The 23423-nt window shown below is 66.1% G+C and carries 21 protein-coding genes; 15 read left to right on the plus strand and 6 right to left on the minus strand.

Annotated elements, in window-relative coordinates; genetic code table 11:
• Positions 1-63: 63 nt before the first annotated feature.
• Positions 64-957: a polyprenyl synthetase family protein gene (locus tag ACX1DW_RS19395; protein WP_110778917.1), complete on the minus strand. Its 894-nt coding sequence runs from the start codon at positions 955-957 to the stop codon at positions 64-66.
• 157 nt (positions 958-1114) lie between these two features.
• On the opposite strand from ACX1DW_RS19395, the gene fni reads away from it, so the two are divergent.
• The 5 genes from fni to ACX1DW_RS19420 are packed head-to-tail and all read left to right on the plus strand — an operon-like array spanning position 1115 to position 7054.
• Positions 1115-2155 (plus strand): type 2 isopentenyl-diphosphate Delta-isomerase, encoded by a 1041-nt coding sequence (gene fni / locus ACX1DW_RS19400; RefSeq protein ID WP_458992181.1) that lies wholly within the window; start codon positions 1115-1117, stop codon positions 2153-2155.
• Positions 2156-2174: 19 nt separating this feature from the next.
• Positions 2175-3461, plus strand: coding sequence for a glycosyltransferase (locus ACX1DW_RS19405; protein WP_458992182.1), 1287 nt, complete (start codon positions 2175-2177; stop codon positions 3459-3461).
• Positions 3451-4617 carry a lycopene beta-cyclase CrtY gene (gene crtY / locus ACX1DW_RS19410; protein ID WP_458992183.1) on the plus strand — a complete coding sequence of 389 codons (1167 nt, stop codon included), beginning with the start codon at positions 3451-3453 and terminating at the stop codon, positions 4615-4617. Before ACX1DW_RS19405 ends, crtY begins: the two co-directional genes overlap by 11 nt.
• The gene (locus ACX1DW_RS19415) at positions 4614-6131 is read left to right on the plus strand and encodes a phytoene desaturase (protein ID WP_458992184.1); all 1518 of its coding nucleotides are present in this window, start codon (positions 4614-4616) and stop codon (positions 6129-6131) included. Before crtY ends, ACX1DW_RS19415 begins: the two co-directional genes overlap by 4 nt.
• Complete coding sequence (locus tag ACX1DW_RS19420; protein WP_458992185.1) at positions 6128-7054, plus strand: phytoene/squalene synthase family protein; 927 nt, start codon at positions 6128-6130, stop codon at positions 7052-7054. Before ACX1DW_RS19415 ends, ACX1DW_RS19420 begins: the two co-directional genes overlap by 4 nt.
• A 267-nt stretch (positions 7055-7321) precedes the next feature.
• Here ACX1DW_RS19420 and ACX1DW_RS19425 read toward each other — a convergent pair whose 3' ends face one another.
• Together ACX1DW_RS19425 and ACX1DW_RS19430 are read right to left on the minus strand one after the other, a co-directional pair.
• Positions 7322-7810 (minus strand): sterol desaturase family protein, encoded by a 489-nt coding sequence (locus ACX1DW_RS19425; protein ID WP_458992186.1) that lies wholly within the window; start codon positions 7808-7810, stop codon positions 7322-7324.
• Between the two features lie 82 nt (positions 7811-7892).
• Positions 7893-8936: an NAD(P)H-dependent flavin oxidoreductase gene (locus ACX1DW_RS19430; RefSeq protein ID WP_458992187.1), complete on the minus strand. Its 1044-nt coding sequence runs from the start codon at positions 8934-8936 to the stop codon at positions 7893-7895.
• Between the two features lie 135 nt (positions 8937-9071).
• Between ACX1DW_RS19430 and ACX1DW_RS19435 the strand changes: the two genes are divergently transcribed.
• Positions 9072-9911 (plus strand): 23S rRNA (adenine(2030)-N(6))-methyltransferase RlmJ, encoded by an 840-nt coding sequence (locus tag ACX1DW_RS19435; RefSeq protein ID WP_020305763.1) that lies wholly within the window; start codon positions 9072-9074, stop codon positions 9909-9911.
• Between the two features lie 129 nt (positions 9912-10040).
• Here ACX1DW_RS19435 and ACX1DW_RS19440 read toward each other — a convergent pair whose 3' ends face one another.
• Together ACX1DW_RS19440 and ACX1DW_RS19445 are read right to left on the minus strand one after the other, a co-directional pair.
• A complete protein-coding gene (locus ACX1DW_RS19440) occupies positions 10041-11015 on the minus strand; it encodes a serine/threonine protein kinase (protein WP_458992188.1) in 975 nt (324 codons plus the stop codon).
• 54 nt (positions 11016-11069) lie between these two features.
• The gene (locus ACX1DW_RS19445) at positions 11070-11774 is read right to left on the minus strand and encodes a phosphoribosyltransferase family protein (RefSeq protein WP_458992189.1); all 705 of its coding nucleotides are present in this window, start codon (positions 11772-11774) and stop codon (positions 11070-11072) included.
• Positions 11775-11867: 93 nt separating this feature from the next.
• Between ACX1DW_RS19445 and bioB the strand changes: the two genes are divergently transcribed.
• The 9 genes from bioB (at position 11868) to ACX1DW_RS19490 (ending at position 22272) form a co-directional block, all read left to right on the plus strand.
• Positions 11868-12923, plus strand: a complete 1056-nt coding sequence (gene bioB / locus ACX1DW_RS19450) for a biotin synthase BioB (RefSeq protein ID WP_458992190.1) — start codon at positions 11868-11870, stop codon at positions 12921-12923.
• Between the two features lie 106 nt (positions 12924-13029).
• Positions 13030-14208, plus strand: a complete 1179-nt coding sequence (gene bioF, locus ACX1DW_RS19455; protein WP_084899786.1) for an 8-amino-7-oxononanoate synthase — start codon at positions 13030-13032, stop codon at positions 14206-14208.
• On the plus strand, positions 14201-14926 hold the full coding sequence (locus ACX1DW_RS19460) for an alpha/beta fold hydrolase (RefSeq protein ID WP_312763320.1): 726 nt from the start codon (positions 14201-14203) through the stop codon (positions 14924-14926). Before bioF ends, ACX1DW_RS19460 begins: the two co-directional genes overlap by 8 nt.
• On the plus strand, positions 14919-15716 hold the full coding sequence (gene bioC / locus ACX1DW_RS19465) for a malonyl-ACP O-methyltransferase BioC (RefSeq protein ID WP_458992191.1): 798 nt from the start codon (positions 14919-14921) through the stop codon (positions 15714-15716). The genes ACX1DW_RS19460 and bioC overlap by 8 nt, the downstream gene beginning before the upstream one ends.
• Position 15717: 1 nt before the next feature.
• Positions 15718-16425 (plus strand): dethiobiotin synthase, encoded by a 708-nt coding sequence (gene bioD / locus ACX1DW_RS19470; RefSeq protein WP_458992192.1) that lies wholly within the window; start codon positions 15718-15720, stop codon positions 16423-16425.
• A 64-nt stretch (positions 16426-16489) separates the two neighbouring features.
• Entirely contained in the window at positions 16490-16738 is a 249-nt protein-coding gene (locus ACX1DW_RS19475) for a hypothetical protein (RefSeq protein ID WP_267931375.1), read from the plus strand.
• A 365-nt stretch (positions 16739-17103) separates the two neighbouring features.
• Entirely contained in the window at positions 17104-18909 is a 1806-nt protein-coding gene (locus ACX1DW_RS19480; protein WP_020305770.1) for a phenylacyl-CoA dehydrogenase, read from the plus strand.
• 156 nt (positions 18910-19065) lie between these two features.
• Positions 19066-20355 (plus strand): GGDEF domain-containing protein, encoded by a 1290-nt coding sequence (locus ACX1DW_RS19485; protein WP_458992193.1) that lies wholly within the window; start codon positions 19066-19068, stop codon positions 20353-20355.
• Between the two features lie 138 nt (positions 20356-20493).
• Entirely contained in the window at positions 20494-22272 is a 1779-nt protein-coding gene (locus tag ACX1DW_RS19490; RefSeq protein ID WP_458992194.1) for an acyl-CoA dehydrogenase C-terminal domain-containing protein, read from the plus strand.
• 422 nt (positions 22273-22694) lie between these two features.
• Here the strand turns inward: ACX1DW_RS19490 and msrA are convergent, their stop codons facing one another.
• Positions 22695-23342: a peptide-methionine (S)-S-oxide reductase MsrA gene (gene msrA, locus ACX1DW_RS19495; RefSeq protein ID WP_458992195.1), complete on the minus strand. Its 648-nt coding sequence runs from the start codon at positions 23340-23342 to the stop codon at positions 22695-22697.
• Positions 23343-23423 lie beyond the last annotated feature (81 nt).

Raw genomic sequence — 23423 nt, forward strand, 5'->3', positions numbered from 1 at the left:
GTTTTCCATTGCCTAGCTCCATCCATTGCACTGATGGAGCGTCAACACGGTCGCCCTCGTCAGCTAGCCGAGCAGCTGGCGCATCAGCGAGGCGAGCTCGCCTTCGGCCAGCCCGGCGGCCTGCAGGTGCGCCAGTGCCGCTTCGCGGTGCGTCGCCAGTTGCTGGCGCGCGGCCTGCGGACCGAGCAGCGAGACCACCGTGGCCTTGGCCCGATCCTGCTGGCAATCCTTGCCGGTCTGCTCGGGGCTGAGGCCGTCGGCGATGTCGTCGAGCAGCTGGAAGGCCAGGCCCAGTTCGACGGCGAAACCGTGAAGATGCCGCATCAGCGTTCGATCGGCCCCGACCAGCAGCCCGGCCAGGGTCAGCGCAGCGCTAAACAGGGAGCCGGTCTTCAATTGGTTGGTGGTGGTGGCTGCATCGAGTGGGTGAGCCTGTTGCTGCGCACCGTGCAGGTCGCGGAACTGCCCTCGCACCAGGCCCTGCGCACCGACGGCGCGAGCCAGGATGGCGACCGCTTCGTTGCGCTGTCTGGGCGTCAGGCCCGGCGCGGTGGCGGTGATGCCGTAGGCGTGGCTGAGCAGGGCCACCGAGGCGAGTACGGCGACGTCTTCGCCGAAACGCAGGTGCAGAGTCGGCTGGCCGCGGCGCAGGCTGGCGTTATCCATGCAGGGCATGTCGTCGAGAAACAGCGACGCGGCATGGATCATCTCCAGCGCACAGGCCGGATCCAGGCCGATGGTCGGGTCGCTGCCCAGGTCGCCGAGCGCCAGCAGGAGCAAGAGCGGCCGCAAGCGCTTGCCGGGTGCCAGGGTGCCCTCGCGAAGCGCGAGCGTGACCGTGTCCAGCTCCGATTCGGGAAACGGCAGGCGCAGCGCCAGGCGCTCGTCGACTTGCCGGCGCAGGCGCAGCAGGCTGTCGCATGACGGGAGCGGGAGGCTGGTATTCGGCGTTTGCATGGCGCGGCCCTCGCTGGCGTCCCGGCACGAGCCAGGATGGCGGATATGTTGTACAACCTGATGGACGGTTTGACAGAAACTTGTACAAGTCGTGCCATCGCATAGCACTTTTTTCAGGTCATCACGTCCAATGAAGTCATTCCGGGGAGCCGATTCCATGAGCAAGCAATCGCTGGTCAGCCGCAAGAACGATCATCTGGACATCGTCCTCGATCCCGGGCGCGCGGCGAGCGCAGCAGGGAACGGTTTCGCTGCCTTCCGCTTTGAGCACTGCGCCCTGCCCGAGTTGCACCTGGACCAGATCGACCTGCGCAGTCAGCTGTTCGGGCGGCCGCTACAGGCACCGCTGCTGATCAGCTCCATGACCGGTGGCGCGGCGCGCTCGGCGGCGATCAACGCGCATCTGGCCGAGGCCGCTCAGCAGCTGGGCATCGCCATGGCTGTCGGTTCGCAGCGGGTGGCGCTGGAAACTGCGGGCGACCAGGGGCTCACCGGTCAGCTGCGCCAGCTGGCGCCGGACATCCTGCTGCTGGCGAACTTCGGCGCCGCCCAGCTGGTTCGGGGCTATGGCGTGGACGAGGCGCGGCGGGCGGTGGAGATGATCGAAGGCGATGCGCTGATCGTGCACCTCAACCCGCTGCAGGAGGCCGTGCAGGCCGGCGGCGATCGGGACTGGCGCGGCGTGCTGCAGGCGATCGAGGCACTGGCCGCGCGCCTGCCGGTGCCGGTGGTGATCAAGGAAGTCGGCGCGGGTATATCCGCAGCGGTGGCCCGGCGACTGATCGATGCCGGGGTGGCCGCCATCGATGTGGCTGGTGCCGGCGGCACCAGTTGGGCTGCGGTGGAGGCCGCGCGGGCGGCAGACGCCAGCCAGCAGGCCGTCGCCCAGGCCTTCGCCGACTGGGGCATACCCACGGCGCAAGCACTGCTGGCGGTGCGAGAGGCCTGCCCAAACACGCCGCTGATCGCCTCCGGCGGTATCCGCGATGGCGTCGAGGCGGCCAAGGCGATCCGCCTGGGCGCCGATCTGGTGGGGCAGGCGGCCGGCGTGTTGCAGGCGGCGATGCACAGCAGCGAGGCGGTGGTCAGCCATTTCGAGGTGCTGATCGAGCAGTTGCGCATCGCCTGCTTCTGCACCGGCTCGACCGATCTCGCCGCGCTGCGACAGGCCCGGCTGCTGCAGCTGTCCGCCTGCTGATGCCCGGCCAGGCGCGCCGATGACACATTTTGCGGCAATTGTGCCGCCCTTCCTCAGCCATCTGCGGGCGTTCGAGGCGATCGCCTGGCAGCTGCAGCAACATGGCCACCGTGTGACCTTTATCCAGCAGGCCGATGTCGGCGCGCTGCTGGACCTGCCCGCGGCGGGCTTCGCCGCCATCGGTACCGACACCCATCCGCCGGGCTCGCTGGCCGCGGTGGTGCGTCGTGCCGCCAGCCCCGGACCGTTTGGCATTCGCCGGGTGATCGCCGACATGGCGGCGAGCACCGAGCTGTTCTGCCGCGAGGCGCCTGCCGTGTTGCGGGCGCTGGAAGTGGAGGCGGTGCTGGCCGACCAGATGGAGCCGGCCGGTGCGCTGCTGGCCGAGCACCTCGGGCTGCCATTCGTTTCCATCGCCTGCGCCCTGCCGTTCAACCGCGAGCCGCTGGTGCCGCTGCCGGTGATGCCCTGGCGCTACCGGGCCACGGACTGGGGCGAGCAGCTCAACCGGCACAGCAGCGGCGTCTACGATCGGCTGATGCGGCCGCACGGCGAAGTGATCGAGCGCTATTGCCGGGCGTTCGGCCTGGCCAGGCGCACGAGCCTGAGCGACTGTCTGTCGCCGCTGCTGCAGATCAGCCAGACGGTGGAAGGTTTCGACTTTCCGCGGCAGGCCCTGCCGCCACACTTCCATGCCGTCGGCCCGTTGCGTCGACCTCTGCAGGCGGAGGGGGAGCTGGACCGGCCGATCGACCGCGCGCGGCCCTTCGTCTTCGCCTCGCTGGGCACGCTGCAGGGCCACCGCTACGGCCTGTTGCGCAATATCGCCCACGCCTGTCGGCGGCTCAATGTGCAGCTGTTGATCGCCCATTGCGGTGGGCTGGATGCCGCAGCGGCCGCCAGGCTCCGGCAGGAAGGCGCATGCTGGGTCACCGATTTCGCACCGCAGCGGGCTGTGCTGGCGCAGGCGTCGGCGGTGGTGACTCATGCCGGGCTGAACACCGTGCTCGATGCCTTGGAGGCGGGTGTGCCGATGCTGGCGCTGCCGATCGCCTTCGACCAGCCCGGTGTCGCCGCGCGTATCGAGCACGCCGGCGTCGGCCTGCGCCTGCTTCCGGCGCTGGCCAGCCCGGCGCGTATCGCCCATGCGCTGCGGCGGCTGCTCGACGAAGCGGCCTTCCGCCAGCGTGCCGCGGCGCTCGGTGAAGAGGTTCGCCAGGCCGGTGGCGCGGCCCGCGCCGCCGAGCTGATCGAAAGCGCGCTCGGCTGCGTTCGGCCTCGGTCGGAGGTGGCCAATGACGCCTGATGCAGACCTGATCCTGGTCGGCGGTGGCCTGGCCAACGGGTTGCTGGCCCTGCGCTTGCGCCAGTGGCGGCCGGAGCTGCGCGTGCTGCTCCTGGAGCAGGGCGAAACCCTCGGCGGCAACCACACCTGGTCGTTCCACCAGCACGACCTGACCCCGGCGCAGCAGGCCTGGCTGGCGCCGCTGGTGGAGCAGCGCTGGCCGGGTTACGAGGTGATCTTTCCCGCCCTGCGACGACAGCTCGGCAGCGGCTACGCGAGCATTTTCTCGTCGCGCTTTCATCGGCACCTGATGGCTGAGCTCGGCGGGCAGATTCGCCTGGGCGTGGAGGTGTCCGCGGTCGAGCCGCAACGCGTTCAGCTGGTCGGCGGGCAGAGCCTGGAGGCCGGGGCGGTGATCGACGGGCGCGGCGTGCGGCGCAGCGCTCAGCTGGCTCTGGGCTTCCAGAAGTTTCTCGGCCAGGAGCTGCGTCTGCAGCAGCCCCATGGCCTGCAGGTGCCGATCATCATGGACGCCAGTGTCGCCCAGAAAGACGGCTATCGCTTCGTCTACGTGCTGCCGCTCAGCGTCGACAGCCTGCTGATCGAAGACACCTACTACGCCGACGGCGATGCGGTGGCGCCGGAGGCACTGCGCGCCAGTATCCAGCGCTACGCCGAGGGCCGCGGCTGGGCGATCCGCGAGGTGCTGCGCGAGGAGCAGGGCGTGCTGCCCATCGTGCTGTCCGGCGATATCGCGGCGTTCTGGGGCGAGGCGCGTGGCGTGCCGCAGAGCGGGCTGTCGGCCGCGCTGTTCCACCCCACCACGGGCTATTCGCTGCCCGATGCGGTGCGCCTGGCCGACCACCTGGTCGCTCTCGATCGCTGGGATGCAGGCAGCCTGTTCGCCGCGATTCGCGACTATTCCACGCTGCAGTGGCGCAGGCGCGGCTTCTTCCGCCTGCTCAATCGCATGCTGTTCATGGCCGGCCCGGCGGATCGCCGCTGGGCGGTGATGCAACGTTTCTACCGGCTGCGCGAACCGCTGATCCAGCGCTTCTACGCGGCCGAGCTGACTGCCTGGGACCGCTTGCGCATCGTCTCGGGCAAACCTCCCGTGCCGGTGGGCGAGGCGCTGCGGGCGCTGGCCGCCAGCAATCTGCACAAGGACAGACGATGAACCAGGCAACAGGTGGTGTGAGGCGGGCGGTGGTGATCGGTGCCGGTTTCGGCGGGCTGGCGTTGGCGATCCGCCTGCAGCGTGCCGGCATCCAGACGACGCTGCTGGAGAAGCGCGACAAGCCGGGTGGCCGCGCCTACGTCTATCACGACCAGGGCTTCACCTTCGACGCCGGGCCGACGGTGATCACTGATCCGCCGGCGCTGGAAGAACTCTTCAGCGGCGCCGGCAAGCGCATGGCCGACTACGTCGAGCTGCTGCCGGTCAGCCCCTTCTACCGGCTGTGCTGGGAGGACGGCTACAGCTTCGACTACGTCAACGACCAGGCCCAGCTGGACCGGCAGATCCACGCGCTCAACCCTCGTGACGTGGCCGGCTATCAGCGCTTTCTCGCCTATTCGCGGGCGGTGTACGAGGAGGGCTACGTCAAGCTCGGCACCGTGCCCTTCCTGTCGTTTCGCAGCATGATCGGCGTCGCGCCGCAGCTGGCCAAGCTGCAGGCCTGGCGCAACGTGTACAGCATGGTGGCCAACTTCGTGGAGAACGACCGGCTGCGCCAGGCGCTGTCCTTTCACTCGCTGCTGGTGGGCGGCAATCCGTTCGAGACCTCGTCCATCTACGCGCTGATCCATGCCCTGGAGCGCCAGGGTGGTGTCTGGTTTCCGCGCGGCGGCACCGGAGCGCTGGTGCAGGGGATGGTCCGGCTTTTCGAGGATCTGGGCGGCAAGCTTGAACTCAATGCCGAGGTGGCGCGCATCGAGCTGGCCGAAGGGCGGGCGAAGGCGGTGATCACGGGTGGCGGTCGGCGCTTCGATACCGATGCGGTGGCCTCCAACGCCGATGTGGTCAACACCTACAAGCAGCTGCTCGGCCACGAACAGCGTGGTCGCGAAGAGGCCAAACGGCTATCCGGCAAGCGTTTCTCGATGTCGCTGTTCGTCATCCATTTCGGCCTCAAGCGCCGCCACGAGCACCTGCAGCATCACACGGTGTGCTTCGGGCCGCGCTACCGCGAGCTGATCGACGAGATTTTCAAGCGTGAGACCCTGGCCGATGATTTCTCCCTCTACTTGCATGCGCCCTGCGTAACCGATCCCTCGTTAGCGCCGGAAGGCTGTGCCAGCCACTACGTGCTGGCGCCGGTGCCACACCTGGGCACGGCGGATATCGATTGGGCGGTGGAGGGGCCGAAGTATCGCGACCGCATTTTCGAATACCTGGAGCGGCACTACATTCCCGATCTGCGCGGTGATCTGGTGACCCACCGCATCTTCACCCCGCACGATTTCCGCGACGAGCTCAACGCTCATCTGGGCTCGGCGTTTTCGCTGGAGCCGATCCTCACCCAGAGCGCCTGGTTCCGCCCGCACAACCGTGATGACGTGATTCCCAACCTCTATATCGTCGGCGCCGGCACTCACCCCGGTGCCGGCGTGCCGGGGGTCGTGGGTTCGGCCAAGGCCACTGCCGGGCTGATGTTGGAGGACTTTCTATTGAAGGAGCAGGCCGGATGAACGACAAGGTCGTCGATCACTCGACCCAGGCGATCAATGTCGGCTCCAAGAGCTTCGCGGCGGCGGCAAAGCTGTTCGACGAGCGCACCCGCCAGAGCGCCGTGATGCTCTACGCCTGGTGCCGTCACTGTGATGACGTGATCGACGGGCAGGCGCTGGGGCATGGTCAGGTCGAGGGTGATCGATCGACTGGCGAGGCGCGGTTGGCCGAGCTGGTTGACCTGACCGAACGCGCCTATGCCGGCGAGCCGATGAGCGATCCGGCTTTTGCGGCGTTCCAGCAGGTGATTCAGCGGCACCAGATCCCCCGTGACTACCCGCTGGAGCATCTGGCCGGCTTTCGCATGGACGTGCAGGATTACCAGTACCGGACCCTCGACGACACCTTGCTCTACTGCTACCGGGTTGCCGGCGTGGTGGGGCTGATGATGGCGCGGGTGATGGGCGCCGAAGCGGAGCCGACGCTGGATCGCGCCTGTGATCTGGGCTTGGCCTTTCAGCTGACCAATATCGCCCGCGACATCGTCGAGGATGCGCAGATTGGGCGCGTCTACCTGCCGGCCGAGTGGCTGGCCGAGGTGGGCATCCCTGAAGATGAGGTCGCGCTACCTGAGCATCGTGCGGCATTGGCCACGCTGGCAGCGCGACTGGTGGATCTGGCCGAACCCTACTATCAATCGGCATCTCAGGGCTTGCGGGACCTGCCGTTACGCTCGGCCTGTTCGATCGCCACGGCGCATGGCGTCTATCGGCAGATCGGCGTCGAGGTGAAAGCGCGCGGCGCAGCGGCCTGGGATGCGCGGGTGTCGACGAGCAAGGCACAGAAGCTGCAGTTCCTGCTGGGAGGTGGCGTGTTGGCGCTGGCCTCGCGGCGGATGCAGGTCAGGCCGCGTCCTGACGATCTCTGGAGACGTCCTCGCTAGGTAGGGTCTGTTGACGTTTCGCTCGCGGCCGCGCCGGAGCTCATTTTTCCGCGGAGCAAGGCATGAGGAGAGAAGTTTGGTTATTCCAAATAAACGACGAATAACGCCGCGCCGCGCAAAAATGGGCCCGGCCCTTCGGGTTGCGCGGCAAATGGCGCCAGCTGTCGTTGCAGGACTTGGCAAGGGAATAACCATTACCGGCGTCCTGCGCCTAAGTTGGCGCCATTTGACGCGGCAACGCGGCTCGCGCCGAAACGTCAACAGACCCTAATTCTTCTTGCGCAGCGGCCCGTCGTGCAGTTCGCGCAGCTGGCGCTTGAGCACCGCCAGCGGCGGCGCGTAGAGAAAGCCGAAGGACACGCAGCGCTCCTTGCCTTCGACCGCGTGGTGCAGGCGATGCGCCTGATACAGCCGCTTGAGGTAGCCGTTGCGCGGCACGTAGCGCAGCGGCCAGCGGTGATGGACCAGCCCGTCATGAGCGACGAAATAGAGAAAGCCGTAGGCCGTCATCCCGGCGCCGATCCATTCCAGCGGGTGATAACCGGCCGTGCCGAGGGCGATCAGCCCGATCGCCACCCCAGCGAACACCACCGCATAGAGGTCGTTCTTCTCGAACCAGCCGTTGCGCGGCTCGTGGTGCGACTTGTGCCAGCCCCAGCCCCAGCCGTGCATCACGTACTTGTGTGCCCACCAGGCGAAGACTTCCATGCCGGCCAGGGTGGCGAGGAAGACGAGCGTATTGGTCAGTGGACTCATGGCGGGATTCCGTGTGACGTGCGGTCGATTCTACGCCCCGTCGCGGCGGCTCAGGGCTCGCCGCGACGGACTGCGTAATGACTCAGGCTCGCCAGCCGCCGGCAAGTTCACGAGTCAGCTGGCCGGCCGGGACCTCCCGGCAGCCGCTGACATTTTGCCCGGCCCACAGCGGCGTGCAGTGATCCAGGCCCTGCTTCTCGGTCTGGGCGCGCAGCGCGCCGATGGCGTTGCCGGCCAGCGGGAAGGGCGGAACCCCTTCGGGCAGCGGACCCAGCTCGCGCATGATGCGGTTGACGATGCCGCGTGCCGGACGCCCGCTGAACAGGGTGGTCAGCGCGGTATGCGCTGCGTGCGGGCTCTTCAGCGCGGCGCGATGCAGCGCATTGGTGCGGCTCTCCGGGCACAGCAGGTAGGCCGTGCCCAGTTGCACGCCAGCCGCGCCGAGCGTCTGCGCTGCAGCCACGCCCCCGGCATCGGCGATGCCGCCGGCGGCGACTACCGGCACGTTCAGCGCGGCGACCAGTTGCGGCAGCAGGGCAAAGGTGCCGAGCTGGGTGGTCAGGTCCTCGCTAAGGAAGATGCCACGGTGGCCGCCGGCCTCCAGACCCTGGGCAATCACCAGGTCGACACCATGCTGCTGCAGCCAGAGGCCTTCGGCGACCGTTGTCGCGCTGGAGGCGATCTTTGCCCCGGTGGCGCGGGCGCGTTGCAGCAGATCGGGCGCCGGCAGGCCGAAATGGAAGCTGACCAGCGCCGGCTTGTGCCGCTCCAGCACCTCGGCCATTGCCGCGTCGAACGGTTGGCGGGTGGCGCCGGTGGGAATGCTCGCCGGGTCGATGGCGAACTCGGCGAACATGGGTGCGAGCATCCGGTGCCAGGCGTCGAAGGCCGTCGGGTCGGCAGCCGGCGTCTGGTGGCAGAAGAAGTTGACGTTGTAGGGCCGGTCGGTCAGCGCCTCGATGGCGGTCAGCTCGGCGTCCAGCGCCTCGGCGTTGAGCATACCGGCCGGGATCGAACCCAGCCCGCCGGCCTCGCAGACCGCCGCGGCCAGCAGATGATTCTGCGCACCGGCCATGGGTGCCTGGATGATGGGATGCTCGATGCCGAAAAAATCGCGCAGGTCCATGAGGTCAGCTCCGTTCAGTCGTCGTGGGTGGGCACTGTAGCCCTAGTCGGTGGCCGGGGAAAACGACGCTGGTCATGCCGGACCTGCGCGGCGCAAGGCGGACGGGTAAACTGCGCGGCTCTCGAGGAGGATCAGATGAACTACCGCCACGCCTTCCATGCCGGCAACCACGCCGATGTGCTCAAACACCTGGTGTTGAGCCGGATCTTCGCCCTGCTGTCGCGCAAGGAGGCCCCGTTCGCCTACCTCGACAGCCACGCCGGCGTCGGCCTTTACGACCTGGCCGGCGACCAGGCCAGCCGTACCGGCGAGTGGCTGCAGGGCATCGCCCGCATCTGGCAGGCCGAAACCCGCCCGGCGCTACTAGACGACTACCTCGGCGTGATCCGCTCGCTCAACCCGGACGGCGCGCTGCGCTACTACCCGGGCTCGCCGGAACTGGCGCGGCAGCTGACCCGCGAGCAGGATCGGCTGCAGCTCAACGAGAAGCATCCCGAGGATGGCGCCCTGCTCAAGGACAACATGTCCGGCGACCGCCGCGTGGCGGTGCACCGGGGCGAGGGCTGGCATGTACCGCGAGCGCTGATGCCGACCCGCGAGAAGCGCGTGGTGCTGCTGATCGACCCGCCATTCGAACAGGCCGACGAACTGAGCCGATGCGTCACGGCGCTCAAGGAAGCGCTCGGCCGCATGCGCCAGACTATCGGCGTGATCTGGTATCCGATCAAGGACGAGCGCCAGCTCAAACGCTTTTATCAGGACCTCGCCCGCAGCGGCGCACCGAAACTGCTGCGCGCCGAACTGTTCGTCCACCCCGCCGACGACGCCAGCCGCCTGGCCGGCTCGGGCCTGGCCATCGTCAATCCGCCGTGGGGGCTGGAGGATGAGCTGCGTGAGCTGTTGCCGTGGCTGGCCGAGCAGTTGGCGCAGAGTCAGGGTAGCTGGCGACTGGACTGGCTGATCGAAGAGGCCTGAGCCGCTGAGATCGCCACCCGGTGGATCGATAAAGCGCGATCCACCCTACGCAGACGCCTGATTTCGTAGGGTGGATGTCGCTTTTCACATCCACCGTCACGGGGCTGAAGTCGCACCGCTTGGCCGTCCTCAGAACAGTCTGAGCGGCTCTTCCTGCAGCGCCGACATCTGCTCGCGCAGGATCAGCACCTGGTCGCCCCAGTAGCGCTCGCTGCCGAACCAGGGAAAGCTCATGGGGAAGGCCGGGTCGTCCCAGCGTCGTGCCAGCCAGGCGCTGTAGTGCATCAGCCGCAGCGCGCGCAGGGCCTCGATCAGCGGCAGCTCGCGCGGGGCGAAATCGTGGAATTCGTTGTAGCCGTCCACCAGTTCGGCCAGCTCGGCGAGCCGCTCGTGTCGCTCGCCGGCGAGCATCATCCACAGATCCTGTACTGCCGGGCCCATGCGGCAGTCATCCAGGTCGACCAGATAGAATGCGTCGTCGCGGGCGAGGATATTGCCCGGGTGACAATCGCCATGCAGGCGGATCGGGGTGAAGTTGGTGCTGGCGAAGACATCCTCGACCCGCTTGAGCAGGTCCCGCGCCACCGACTCATACGCTGGCAGCAGGCTCCGCGGCACGAAGTCGCCTTCCAGCAACGTGCTCAGCGAATCATGGCCGAAGTTCTGTACGCCCAGGGCTTCGCGATGCTCGAACGGGCGGTTGGCGCCTACCGCATGCATGCGGCCCAGTAGCTGGCCGAGGCGATAGAGCTGGTCGAGATTGCCGGGCTCCGGTGCGCGGCCGCCGCGGCGCGGGAAGAGGGCGAAGCGAAAGCCGGCGTGCTCGAACAGCGTGCTGCCGTCGCGCTCGAGCGGTGCCACCACCGGCACCTCGTGCTCGGCCAGTTCCAGACTGAACTGGTGCTCCTCGAGGATCGCCGCGTCGCTCCAGCGCCCCGGACGATAGAACTTGGCGATCAGCGGCGCTTCGTCTTCGATGCCCACCTGATAGACGCGGTTCTCGTAGCTGTTGAGCGCCAGCACGCGGGCATCGCTGAGGTAGCCGATGCTTTCCACGGCGTCGAGGACCAGGTCCGGCGTGAGTGTGTCGAAGGGATGGGACATGACCGGCTCCGCTGACTAGGTCGTCCAGTGTACGCCCTCCATCGGTCGGCGGCTTCATTCGCCTGGTTTCGGGGTGCGCGCCAGGCAATAGACATCGACCCGTTCGGCGCCGGCGCGCTTGAGCAGGCGCGCAAGGGCTTCGGCGGTGGCGCCGGTGGTCAGCACATCGTCGACCAGCGCCAGATGCCGGCCCTTGATGTCGGCACCGGTTGCGATGGCGAAGGCCTGACGCAGGTTGCGGCGGCGGGTGGCGGCGTCCAGCTGCTGCTGAGCCGGGGTGTCGAGCACACGTTCGAGCACGCGGGCGTCGGTGGCGATGCCCAGTGGGCGGCTCAGCCAGTCGGCGAGCATCTGCGCCTGGTTGAAACCGCGCTGGCGCAAGCGACGACGGGCCAATGGCACCGGCAGCAGCAGGTCCGGCCGCGGCAGCCCATCGGCGAAGGCGTGCTCCAGATGATGTGCCAGGCGTTCGCCGAGCAGCCGGCCATAGGGCCAGCGTGCCTGGTGCTTGAAGCGGGTGATCAGCGCATCCACCGGGAAGGCGAAGCGCCAGGGCACTTCGACGTGATCGTAGCTGGGCGGTCGCTTCAGGCATTCGCCACAGACCAGCCCGCGGCTGGGCAGCGGGACCGCGCAGACTGTGCACCGAGCGTCGAGCCACGGCAGATCTGCCTCGCAGGGGCTGCACAGAGGCTGACCCTCGCAGCGCTCGTCGCAGAGTAGGCAGTTGTGTTCAATAATTGACCAGTTGTAAACCATGATTCCTTTCCTGGTTGACAGCGTTTCGAGCTTGGCTAACCATTCCGCATCCGTGCCAGGCCGCCGAGCCGCTATTAATTACAAGGAATGCCCATGAGCGCCACCTCCGCTTCCGTTACCCGCCACGACTGGTCCCTCGCCGAGGTCAAGGCGCTCTTCGAGCAACCCTTCAACGACCTGCTGTTCCAGGCGCAGACCGTGCATCGCCAGCACTTCGACCCCAATCGTGTTCAGGTTTCGACGCTGCTCTCGATCAAGACCGGTGCCTGCCCGGAAGACTGCAAGTACTGCCCGCAGTCCGGTCACTACAACACCGGTCTCGATAAAGAGAAACTGATGGAAGTGCAGAAGGTGCTGGAGGCCGCAGCCGAGGCCAAGGCCATCGGCTCGACGCGCTTCTGCATGGGCGCGGCCTGGAAGCATCCGTCAGCCAAGGACATGCCCTACGTGCTGAAAATGGTCGAGGGCGTCAAGGCGATGGGCCTGGAAACCTGCATGACTCTCGGCAAGCTGGATCAGGAGCAGACCCGCGCCCTGGCCGCTGCGGGCCTGGACTACTACAACCACAACCTGGATACCTCGCCGGAGTTCTACGGCAACATCATCACCACCCGCACCTACGCCGAGCGTCTGGAGACGCTGAGCTACGTGCGCGAGGCGGGGATGAAGATCTGCTCGGGCGGCATCCTCGGCATGGGTGAGTCGCTGGACGATCGCGCTGGCCTGCTGATCCAGCTGGCCAACCTGCCGGAGCACCCGGAGTCGGTGCCGATCAACATGCTGGTCAAGGTCAAGGGCACGCCGCTGGCCGAGGAACAGGACGTCGATCCGTTCGACTTCATCCGCATGCTCGCCGTGGCGCGAATCATGATGCCGAAATCCCATGTGCGTCTGTCGGCCGGGCGTGAACAGATGAACGAGCAGATGCAGGCCCTGGCCTTCTTGGCGGGTGCCAATTCGATCTTCTACGGCGAGAAGCTGCTGACCACCGCCAACCCGCAGGCGGACAGGGACATGCAGCTGTTCGCGCGTCTGGGCATCAAGCCGGAAGAACGTCAGGAGCACGCCGACGAGGTGCACCAGGCAGCCATCGAGCAGGCGCTGATCGAGCAGCGCGACAGCAAGCTGTTCTACAACGCCGCGGTCTGATCTTCTCGCCGGGGGGATGAGCGTCGCGTTCGTCCTCCCGGTGCCTGCTCTGGTTTCTTCGCAGTGACGGCCCGCTTGCGGTTGTTCACGGTCTCCGGTTCCTGCCATGACATTCGATCTCGCTTCCCGCCTCGCCGCCCGTCGTGCCGAGCACCTCTATCGCCGGCGTCCGCTGCTGCAGAGTCCGCAAGGGCCTGAGGTGACGGTCGACGGTGAACGCCTGCTGGCGTTCAGCTCCAACGACTACCTGGGCCTGGCCAACCATCCCGAGGTGATCGCGGCGCTGCAGCAGGGCGCCGCGACCTGGGGCGTGGGCGGCGGTGCCTCGCATCTGGTGATCGGTCACAGCACGCCGCATCACCAGTTGGAGGAGGCGCTTGCCGAGTTCACCGGCCGGCCGCGCGCGCTGCTGTTCTCCACCGGCTACATGGCCAATCTGGCGGCGGTGACCGCGTTGGTCGGGCAGGGTGACACGGTGCTGGAAGATCGCCTCAACCACGCCTCCCTGCTCGATGCCGGTCTGCTCAGTGGTGCGCGCTTCTCTCGCTATTTGCATAACGACGCGAGCAGCCTCGCCAAGCGACTGGAGAAGGCCAGCGGCAACACCCTGGTGGTCACCGATGGCGTGTTCAGCATGGACGGCGACCTCGCCGACCTGCCGGCGCTCTGCGCCGAGGCGAAGCGACATGGCGCCTGGATGATGGTCGACGATGCCCACGGCTTCGGCCCGCTGGGCGCCACCGGCGGCGGCATCGCCGAGCATTTCGGTCTCGGGATCGACGAGGTGCCGGTGTTGGTCGGCACCCTCGGCAAGGCCTTCGGTACTGCGGGCGCCTTCGTCGCCGGCAGCGAGGAGCTGATCGAAACGCTGATCCAGTTCGCCCGTCCCTACATCTACACCACCAGCCAGCCGCCAGCGGTGGCCTGTGCCACACTGAAAAGCCTGGAGCTGCTGCGCAGCGAGGGCTGGCGCAGAGACCAGCTGAACCGACTGGTCGCGCGCTTTCGCGCCGGCGCGGCGCAGATCGGCCTGACGCTGATGGCCAGCCCGACGCCGATCCAGCCGGTGCTGGTGGGCAGCAGTGCGCGGGCGCTGAGGTTGTCGGCCTTGCTGCGCGAGCGCGGCATCCTGGTCGGCGCCATACGTCCACCGACCGTTCCGGCCGGTAGCGCGCGGCTGCGGATTACCCTCACCGCGAGCCACAGCGATGCGCAGCTCGAGCGCCTGCTGGAGGCGCTGGCCGAGTGCTGGGCCCTGTTGCCCGAGGAGTGCGACGATGCGTGATCGACTGATTCTGCTACCCGGCTGGGCGTTCGGCCCGGCGGCGCTGGAACCCCTGGCCGAACTGCTGCGCAAGCGTGAACCGCGGTTGCAGGTCGAGATCGCGTTGCTGCCAACGCAACCTCAATCCGGCGCCTGGCTTGACGAACTGGATGCGCGAGTGCCGCCTGACAGCTGGTTGGCCGGCTGGTCGCTGGGCGGCATGCTGGCCACGCAACTGGCCGCGCGCCGCGGCGACAGCTGCCCCGGCCTGATCACCATCTGCAGCAACCCCTGCTTTCGCAGTCGCGACGACTGGCCGACGGCCATGCAAGCGGAAGTGTTCGATGCCTTCGAGGAAGCCTTCCGCCTCGGCCCGGACGACACGCTCAAGCGCTTCAGTTTGCTCTGCAGTCGCGGCGCCTACGATCCACGCACCCTTGCCCGGCAATTGCAGGTGAGCCTGCTGGATCAGCCGCAGGCGGTGTCGGCCGCGGGTCTGCGCCTGCTCGCCGAACTGGACGGGCGCGCGGCGCTGCAGCGCTATGTCGGGCCGCAGCTGCACCTGTTCGCCGGCAGCGATGCGTTGGTACCGGCGGCCGCGGCCGACGCCTTGCTGGCCTGCCTGCCGGATGTGGAGGTCGATGTGCTGGCCAATGCCAGCCATGGTTTGCCGCTGGAACGCGCGGAAGACGTGGCGACGGCCATGCTGGCCTTCATGGGTGAGGGCGAGGATGACTGACAGCACCACCCTGTTGCCGGACAAGCGCCAGGTCGCCGCGTCCTTTTCTCGCGCGGCGGCCAGCTACGACAGCGTCGCGGCCCTGCAGCGGCAGGTCGGCAACCAGCTGCTGGCGCGGCTGCCCGCCGATCTGCAGGTCGCCAGCTGGCTCGATCTGGGTAGCGGCACCGGCTATTTCTCTCGCGTGCTGGGAAGCCGCTTCGTGCACGCCGAGGGTGTCGCACTGGATATCGCCGAAGGAATGCTGCGCCATGCCCGGCCGCAGGGAGGCGCGCGGTATTTCGTGGCTGGCGACGCCGAACGCCTGCCGCTGCGCGATGCTGGCCTGGACCTGATCTTTTCCAGCCTGGCCCTGCAGTGGTGCGAAGATTTCGCCAGCGTGCTCGGCGAGGCGCGACGGGTGCTTCGCCGGGGCGGCACCTTTGCCTTCAGCAGCCTCTGTGTGGGCACCCTGCAAGAGCTGCGTGACAGCTGGCAGGTGGTGGACGGTTTTACCCACGTCAACCGTTTTCGCACCCTGGACACCTACCAGCGACTCTGCCGGGATAGCGGTCTGCAACTGCTCGGCCTCGAGGTTCGCCCCGAGGTGCTGCATTTTGCCGATCTGCGTCAGCTGACCCACGAACTCAAGGCGCTCGGCGCGCACAACCTCAATCCCGGTCGTCCGGGCGGCCTCACCGGCCGTGCACGCATCCGCGCGTTGGTCAGCGCCTACGAGCGCTACCGCCAGGCGGCGGGGCTGCCGGCCACCTATCAGGTCGTCTACGGCCTGCTGCGCAAGGAACCCTGAAATGAGTCTGGCCTTCTTCGTCGCCGGTACCGATACCGATGTCGGCAAGACCACCATCGCCGCCGGCCTGCTGCAGGCCGCCCGCGCGCAGGGGATGTCCACCGCGGCGATCAAGCCGGTCGCCTCCGGCTGTGAACTGACCGACGCCGGCCTGCGCAACAGCGACGCATTGGCGCTGCAAGCCGAGTGCAGTCCAGCGCTGGATTACGCCACGGTCAACCCGTTTGCCTTCGCGCCGGCGATCGCGCCGCATATCGCCGCTCGCGAAGCCGGTGTCGAGCTGAGCGCCGAGCGTCTGGTTCAAGTGATACGGCCGGTTTTGGCGCGGCAGGCCGATTTCACCCTGGTGGAAGGTGCAGGCGGCTGGCGCGTGCCGCTCAACGCGCAGGAAAGTCTTTCGGCGGTCGTACAGGCGCTGGGCTTGCCGGTGATCCTGGTCGTCGGCGTGCGGCTGGGGTGCATCAATCACGCGGTGCTCAGTGCCGAGGCGATTGCCCGGGATGGGCTGGCACTGGCCGGCTGGGTGGCCAACATCGTCGACCCGGCAACCTCGCGTCTGGAGGAGAATCTGGCGACGCTGGCCGAGCTGCTGCCAGTGCCCTGTCTCGGCCGTGTGCCGCGTCTGGACCAGCCAGATGCTCAGGAGGTCGCCCGCCATCTGTCGCTCGGCGCCCTGCAACTGCCGAGCGGTCGAGGTTCCACGAACTAGCGCCTTGCCGGCGCAACCGGCATCTGCTTGAATGCTGGCAACCTGATAGCGCGTGGAGCGAACCATGCAGATCTCCAACAGCCTGATGGGCGCCGGGCTGAGCGCCTTCCAGAATGGCCAGCAGCGCGTCGAGCAGGCCGCAACGAGCATCGCCTCCGCCAGTGCATCCGCGCTGGGCAATTCCCAGGCGGTTGCCGAACTCAGCGAGGAGTTGATCCAGCTGAAGGTCGGCGAACACACCGCCAAGCTCGGTGCCCGCATGATCCAGAGCGCCGACGAAGTGCTCGGTACGCTGATCGACACCCAGGCCTGACCAGACCTCCCGCTTTCCCTTCCCCCGCAGCGCGACTCCTTTCATTTGCCGGGCCTGCTCAGCTGTTCCCGCGCTCGTTGTCTGTTTCGCCGGCGCCCGTCCATGGGTCAAGCGATTGCAACAATGCATTTCCAATACGCTCGTCCGTCTTGCCCGGTACCGGGGCGGGTGCGACTGTGCCCGTAATCTGGCCGATTCAGCCGATCGACGGCGACCCTTCCCCTGCTTGACATCGCTCAGGTCGAAACGTATGTTTCAAACGCCTGTTTGACCCATCGGGCGTATCGTCCGACGGTCGGAATCGAATTCGAATGGCCGGACTTGCCGGTCAGCTGCAACAAGAACTCACCGCTGAGGTTTACGCTATGCCCGATTACAAGGCCCCCTTGCGCGATATCCGTTTCGTACGTGACGAGCTGCTCGGCTACGAGGCGCACTATCAGAGCCTCCCGGGATGTGAAGACGCCACCCCGGACATGGTCAATGCCATTCTCGATGAAGGCGCGAAGTTCTGTGAGCAGGTGCTGGCACCGCTGAACCGCGTCGGTGATACCGAGGGCTGTACCTGGAGCGAGTCCGGCGTGAAGACGCCGACCGGCTTCAAGGAGGCCTATCAGCAGTTCGTCGAAGGCGGCTGGCCGAGCCTGGCCCACGACGTCGAGCACGGCGGCCAGGGCCTGCCGGAGTCTCTCGGCATGGCCATGAGTGAAATGATCGGCGAAGCCAACTGGTCCTGGGGCATGTACCCCGGCCTGTCCCACGGCGCCATGAACACCCTGCATGCCCACGGGACTCCCGAGCAGCAGCAGACCTACCTGACCAAGCTGGTATCCGGCCAGTGGACCGGCACCATGTGCCTGACCGAGCCGCACTGCGGTACCGACCTGGGCATGCTGCGCACCAAGGCCGAGCCGCAGGCCGACGGCAGCTACAAGGTCACCGGCACCAAGATCTTCATCTCCGCTGGCGAGCACGACATGGCCGAGAACATCGTCCACATCGTACTGGCCCGCCTGCCCGACGCCCCTGCCGGTACCAAGGGTATCTCCCTGTTCATCGTGCCGAAGTTCCTGCCGAACGCCGAAGGCGAGGCGGGCGAGCGCAACGGCGTGTCCTGCGGCTCCATCGAGCACAAGATGGGTATCCACGGCAACGCCACCTGCGTGATGAACTTCGACGGCGCCACTGGCTTCCTGATCGGCCCGCCGAACAAGGGGCTGAACTGCATGTTCACCTTCATGAACACCGCGCGCCTGGGTACCGCGCTGCAGGGCCTGGCCCACGCCGAAGTGGCCTTCCAGGGCGGCATCAAGTACGCCCGCGAGCGCCTGCAGATGCGTTCGCTGACCGGCCCCAAGGCTCCGGAAAAGGCCGCCGACCCGATCATCGTGCATCCGGACGTGCGCCGCATGCTGCTGACCATGAAGGCCTTCGCCGAAGGCAACCGCGCCATGCTCTACTTCGCCGCCAAGCAGGTCGACGTGATGCAGCGCAGCCAGGACGAGGAGCAGCGCAAGGCGGCTGACGCCATGCTGGCCTTCCTCACCCCGATCGCCAAGGCGTTCATGACCGAAGTCGGCTTCGAAGCGGCCAACCACGGCGTGCAGATCTACGGTGGCCACGGCTTCATCGCCGAGTGGGGCATGGAGCAGAACGTGCGCGACAGCCGCATCTCCTGTCTGTACGAAGGCACCACCGGCATCCAGGCGCTCGACCTGCTCGGCCGCAAGGTGCTGATGACTCAGGGCGAGGCGCTCAAGGGCTTCACCAAGATCGTGCACAAGTTCTGCCAGGCCAACGAAGGCAACGATACCGTCAAGGAATTCGTCGAGCCGCTGGCCAAGCTGAACAAGGAATGGGGCGAGCTGACCATGAAGGTCGGTATGGCCGCCATGAAGAACCGCGAGGAAGTCGGTGCCGCATCGGTCGACTATCTGATGTACTCCGGCTATGCATGCCTGGCCTACTTCTGGGCCGACATGGCGCGCGTCGCAGCCGAGAAGCTGGCGGCCGGCACCGAGGAAGAGGGCTTCTACAAGGCCAAGCTGCAGACTGCCCGCTTCTATTTCGCGCGCATCCTGCCGCGTACCCGTACCCATGTGGACGCCATGCTGTCCGGCGCCGACAACCTGATGGAGATGGCCGAGGAAGATTTCGCCCTCGGTTACTGATCGGTTGCTGCTGAAGAAGGCCGCTGCATCTGCAGCGGCTTTTTTTTGCGCCGATTTCGGCCGGTCTGCAAGACAACTGTGCTTTTCGACCTTTTGGCTGCACATCCGTAGCCGTTAAGGCAAAATGCCAGCTTTTCTCGCTGCGCCGGTATTCTCGTGTCGCGCCCCTATTCGCCTCGCTTCAGCCACTTCCTTGCACCGCTGGCATTGCTGCTTGGCGGCGAGGCGATCGCACGCCAGGTCGTGCTGAACGAGTTCTTCACTTCGCTGTACAACGTGCTGCCGACGGTACTTTTGCTGCTCGGTGGGGCGCTGTGCACGATGTATGGCCGCATTCGCGAGCTATTCCTGCTGCTTTGCGTCTATATCGTCTATTTCCTGCTCGACACTCACGCCGACTATTACCGGGCCCATGGCAGATTGCTGGACGAAGCGGCACTGACGTTCCATCTGTGCAGTCTGTTGCTACCGCTTTTATATGGCTTGTATGGCCTGTGGCGAGAGCGCAGCCACCTGGCACAGGATGGTCTGGCCCGGGCGGCGGTGCTGTTTGCCCTGGGCGTCGTTGCGGTCGCGTTGGCGAAGCGATTTCCGGAGGCGCTGCACGCCTGGCTGGTGGTGATCCGCTGGCCATCGCTGCAGGCCGATTGGCTGCCGCTCATCCAGCTGGCCTATCCCGCTTTCATCGTTGCGCTGGCGTTGCTGGTGGTGCAGTACCTGCGCCAGCCCAGGCCTTCACATGCGGCGCAGATCGTCGCGCTGATTGCCTTGCTGCTGATGCTGCCTCAGACGTTCAGTCGCATCGCCGCACTGAACATCCTCAGCAGCCACGTGTTGCTCATGCTGGTCGTGGCTATCGCTCACGAAGCCTATCTCATGGCCTTTCGCGACGAGCTGACCGGTCTGCCGGGGCGGCGTGCGCTGAACGAGCGACTGCAGCGCCTCGGCCGGCAGTACGTGCTGGCCATGGCGGACGTGGATCATTTCAAGAGTTTCAACGATACCCATGGCCATGATGTCGGCGACCAAGTGCTGAAGATGGTGGCCAGCCGCCTACGCAAGGTCGGTGGTGGCGGGCGCGCCTATCGCTACGGTGGCGAGGAGTTCACTCTGGTGTTTCCGGGGCGTAGCGTCGAGCAGTGTCTGCCGCACCTGGAGGCTGTCCGCCAAGCGATTGAGGGGTACGCCCTGCAACTGCGTGACGCCAGCAAGCGACCCAAGGATGACCGCCAGGGACGTATGGCGCGTGGTCATTCATCGGCAGCGCAGGTGTCGGTGACCATCAGTATCGGGGTGGCCGAGCGGCAGGGCGACCAGCGCAGCCCGGAGGAAGTTATCAAGGCGGCCGATCAGGCGCTGTATGGCGCCAAGAAGGCCGGACGCAATTGCGTTCGGGTGCATGGCAGCGGGCGCGGCGCAGTGCGTATGGCCGGCCATTCGCGTTAGGGCTGTAGCGGTTCGCTTATGACCGCACAAAACTATCTGGTCATAAAAAGACGCTTAATCCTGTCCTGGTTGTTCGGTTAGACTCGCTGGAAACGGCCCACAGTGGCTGCAACCCAGTGTCTTGCGAGGAACCTTGCCATGGCTGACTACCAAGCGCCGCTGCGCGACATGCGTTTTGTCCTGAATGAAGTCTTCGATGCGCCGAAGCTCTGGCAGGCGCTGCCAGCCCTGGCCGAGGTGGTCGACGCGGAAACCGCCGACGCGATCCTCGAAGAGGCCGGCAAGATCACCGCCAACAGCATCGCCCCGCTCAATCGCAGTGGTGACGAAGAGGGTTGCCGCTGGGACGGCGGTGCGGTGTCGACACCGGCCGGCTATCGCGAGGCCTATCAGCTGTACGCCGAAGGTGGCTGGGTGGGTGTCGGTGGTGACCCGGCATTCGGTGGCATGGGCATGCCCAAGGTCATCTCGGCGCAGGTGGAGGAAATGATGAACTCCGCCAGCCTGGCGTTCGGTCTGTATCCGATGCTGACGTCCGGCGCCTGCTTGTCGATCTACGCCCATGCCAGCGAAGAGCTGAAGCAGAAGTACCTGCCGAACATGTACGCTGGCGTCTGGTCCGGTTCCATGTGCCTGACCGAACCGCATGCCGGTACCGACCTCGGCATCATCCGCACCAAGGCCGAGCCGCAGGCCGATGGCTCCTACAAGGTCAGCGGCACCAAGATCTTCATCACGGGCGGCGAGCACGACCTGACCGAGAACATCATCCATCTGGTGCTGGCCAAGCTGCCGGATGCACCGGCCGGTTCGCGTGGTATCTCCCTTTTCCTCGTGCCCAAGGTGCTGGTCAACGACGACGGCTCGCTGGGCGAGCGCAACTCGCTGTCCTGTGGATCGATCGAACACAAGATGGGTATCCAGGCGTCCGCGACGTGCGTGATGAACTTCGACGGCGCCACTGGCTGGATGGTCGGTGAAGCCAACAAGGGCCTGGCGGCGATGTTCACCATGATGAACTACGAGCGCCTCGGCGTCGGCATTCAGGGGCTGGCCACTGGCGAGCGGTCCTACCAGAGCGCCATTGAATACGCTCGCGAGCGCATCCAGAGCCGTGCCCCGACCGGCCCGATTGCGCAGGACAAGGCTGCCGACCCGATCATCGTGCACCCCGATGTGCGGCGCATGCTGCTGACCATGAAGGCGCTGAACGAAGGCGGGCGAGCCTTCTCCAGCTACGTCGCGCTGCAGCTCGATATCGCCAAGTTCAGCGACGACGAAGCGGCACGGCAGCGGGCCGAGGCGCAGGTTGCGCTGCTGACGCCGGTGGCCAAGGCCTTCCTCACCGACATGGGATTGGAAACCACTGTGCATGGTCAGCAGGTGTTCGGCGGCCACGGCTTCATTCGCGAATGGGGCCAGGAGCAACTGGTGCGCGACTGCCGTATTACCCAGATCTACGAAGGCACCAACGGCATCCAGGCGCTGGACCTGGTCGGACGCAAGATTGTCGGCAGCGGCGGCACCATGTATCAGGCGTTCGTCGATGAGATCCGCGCGTTCGTCGCCATTGCCGGTGCGGATCTGCGCGAGTTCACCGAGCCCCTCAAGGCTGCGCTGGACAACCTCGACGAGCTCACCGCCTGGGTGATCGATCAGGCCAAGGCCAATCCGAACGAGATCGGCGCCGCTTCGGTCGAGTATCTGCACGTGTTCGGCTACACCGCGTACGCCTACATGTGGGCGCGGATGGCGGCGGTTGCACTGGCCAAGCAGGGCGAGGGCGATTTCTATCAGAGCAAGCTGGGCACGGCGCGCTTCTACTTCGCCCGGCTGTTGCCACGCATCCACTCGCTGACTGCCTCGGTCAAAGCAGGAAGCGATTCGCTGTACCTGCTCGAAGCGGCACAATTCTGAGTGGAGAGGCTTAATCTAAGGGCAATTTGAAATTATTTGGCCATGACGTGGAACGATTAAGCCGCCCCTTTTGTCATAAAACTCGCGCCATGTAAGCCTGGACTTACAGGATTGCGTCAAGGATGACGTGATGTAGGAAAAGGCTTACAGGGCGTGATGCAAAATGGCTACTACTGGCTCACAAGGCCCGGCGGTACTCTACTGCATAGGGACGTTGCGCAAGGAAAGCGCGGATCAACAACACGGACCAACAAGGAGCGGTGCCAGGACGGCACGCGATCATGGATGTCAGGATTCAGTCTGCAGAGCCCCGCTTCGGCGGGGTTTTTCTTTTCCGCGCCACCGTGGCTTAGCCATGGTGCTATGGGCAAAGCGCGCGAGCCCTCTTTTTGGGTGAGGCTTAACCTGCCCCTTCGGCGCTTTCAGCCGGGCAGGCACACGCCTGTTCCACCCAGCCCGCAATAACCCCTCGGATTCTTGGCCAGATATTGCTGGTGGTATGCCTCTGCATAGAAAAAAGCTGGAGCGTCGGTAATTTCCGTGGTGATCGCGGGATAGCCGGCCGCGCTGAGGCCGCGCTGGAATCGCTCGCAACTGGCCTCCGCTGCACCCCGCTGGCGCTCGTCCATGCAAAAGATCGCGGATCGGTACTGGCTGCCGACATCGTTGCCCTGACGCATCCCCTGGGTGGGGTTGTGCGATTCCCAGAAGACCCGCAGCAGTGTTTCGTAATCGATGATCTGTGGATCGAACACTACCAGTACGGCTTCGGTATGGCCGGTCAGGCCGGAACAGACTTCTTCGTAAGTCGGATTGGGCGTTGGGCCGCCAGCGTAACCGACGGCCGTCGTCCAGACGCCAGGCAGTTCCCAGAATCTCCGCTCCGCCCCCCAGAAACAGCCCATCGCGAAAACGGCCTGCTCAAGGCCTTGGGGAAAGGGCGGTTGCAGCGGGTGCCCGTTGACATAGTGTGCAGCGGGAACCGGCATCGGTGTCGAACGGCCAGGCAACGCCTGCTCGGCCGTCGGCAATGTCTGTTTGTTGAGCAGAATCTGCGAACGTAGGGACATGCGGGCCTCGGTCAGAGCGTGAGCTGGACTTGTAGGCTACAAAAGGCCGGGCGGCAGCGAAAGCGTCGCGCGTCGCCTGGC

It is taken from the genome of Stutzerimonas sp. KH-1 (assembly GCF_054483855.1).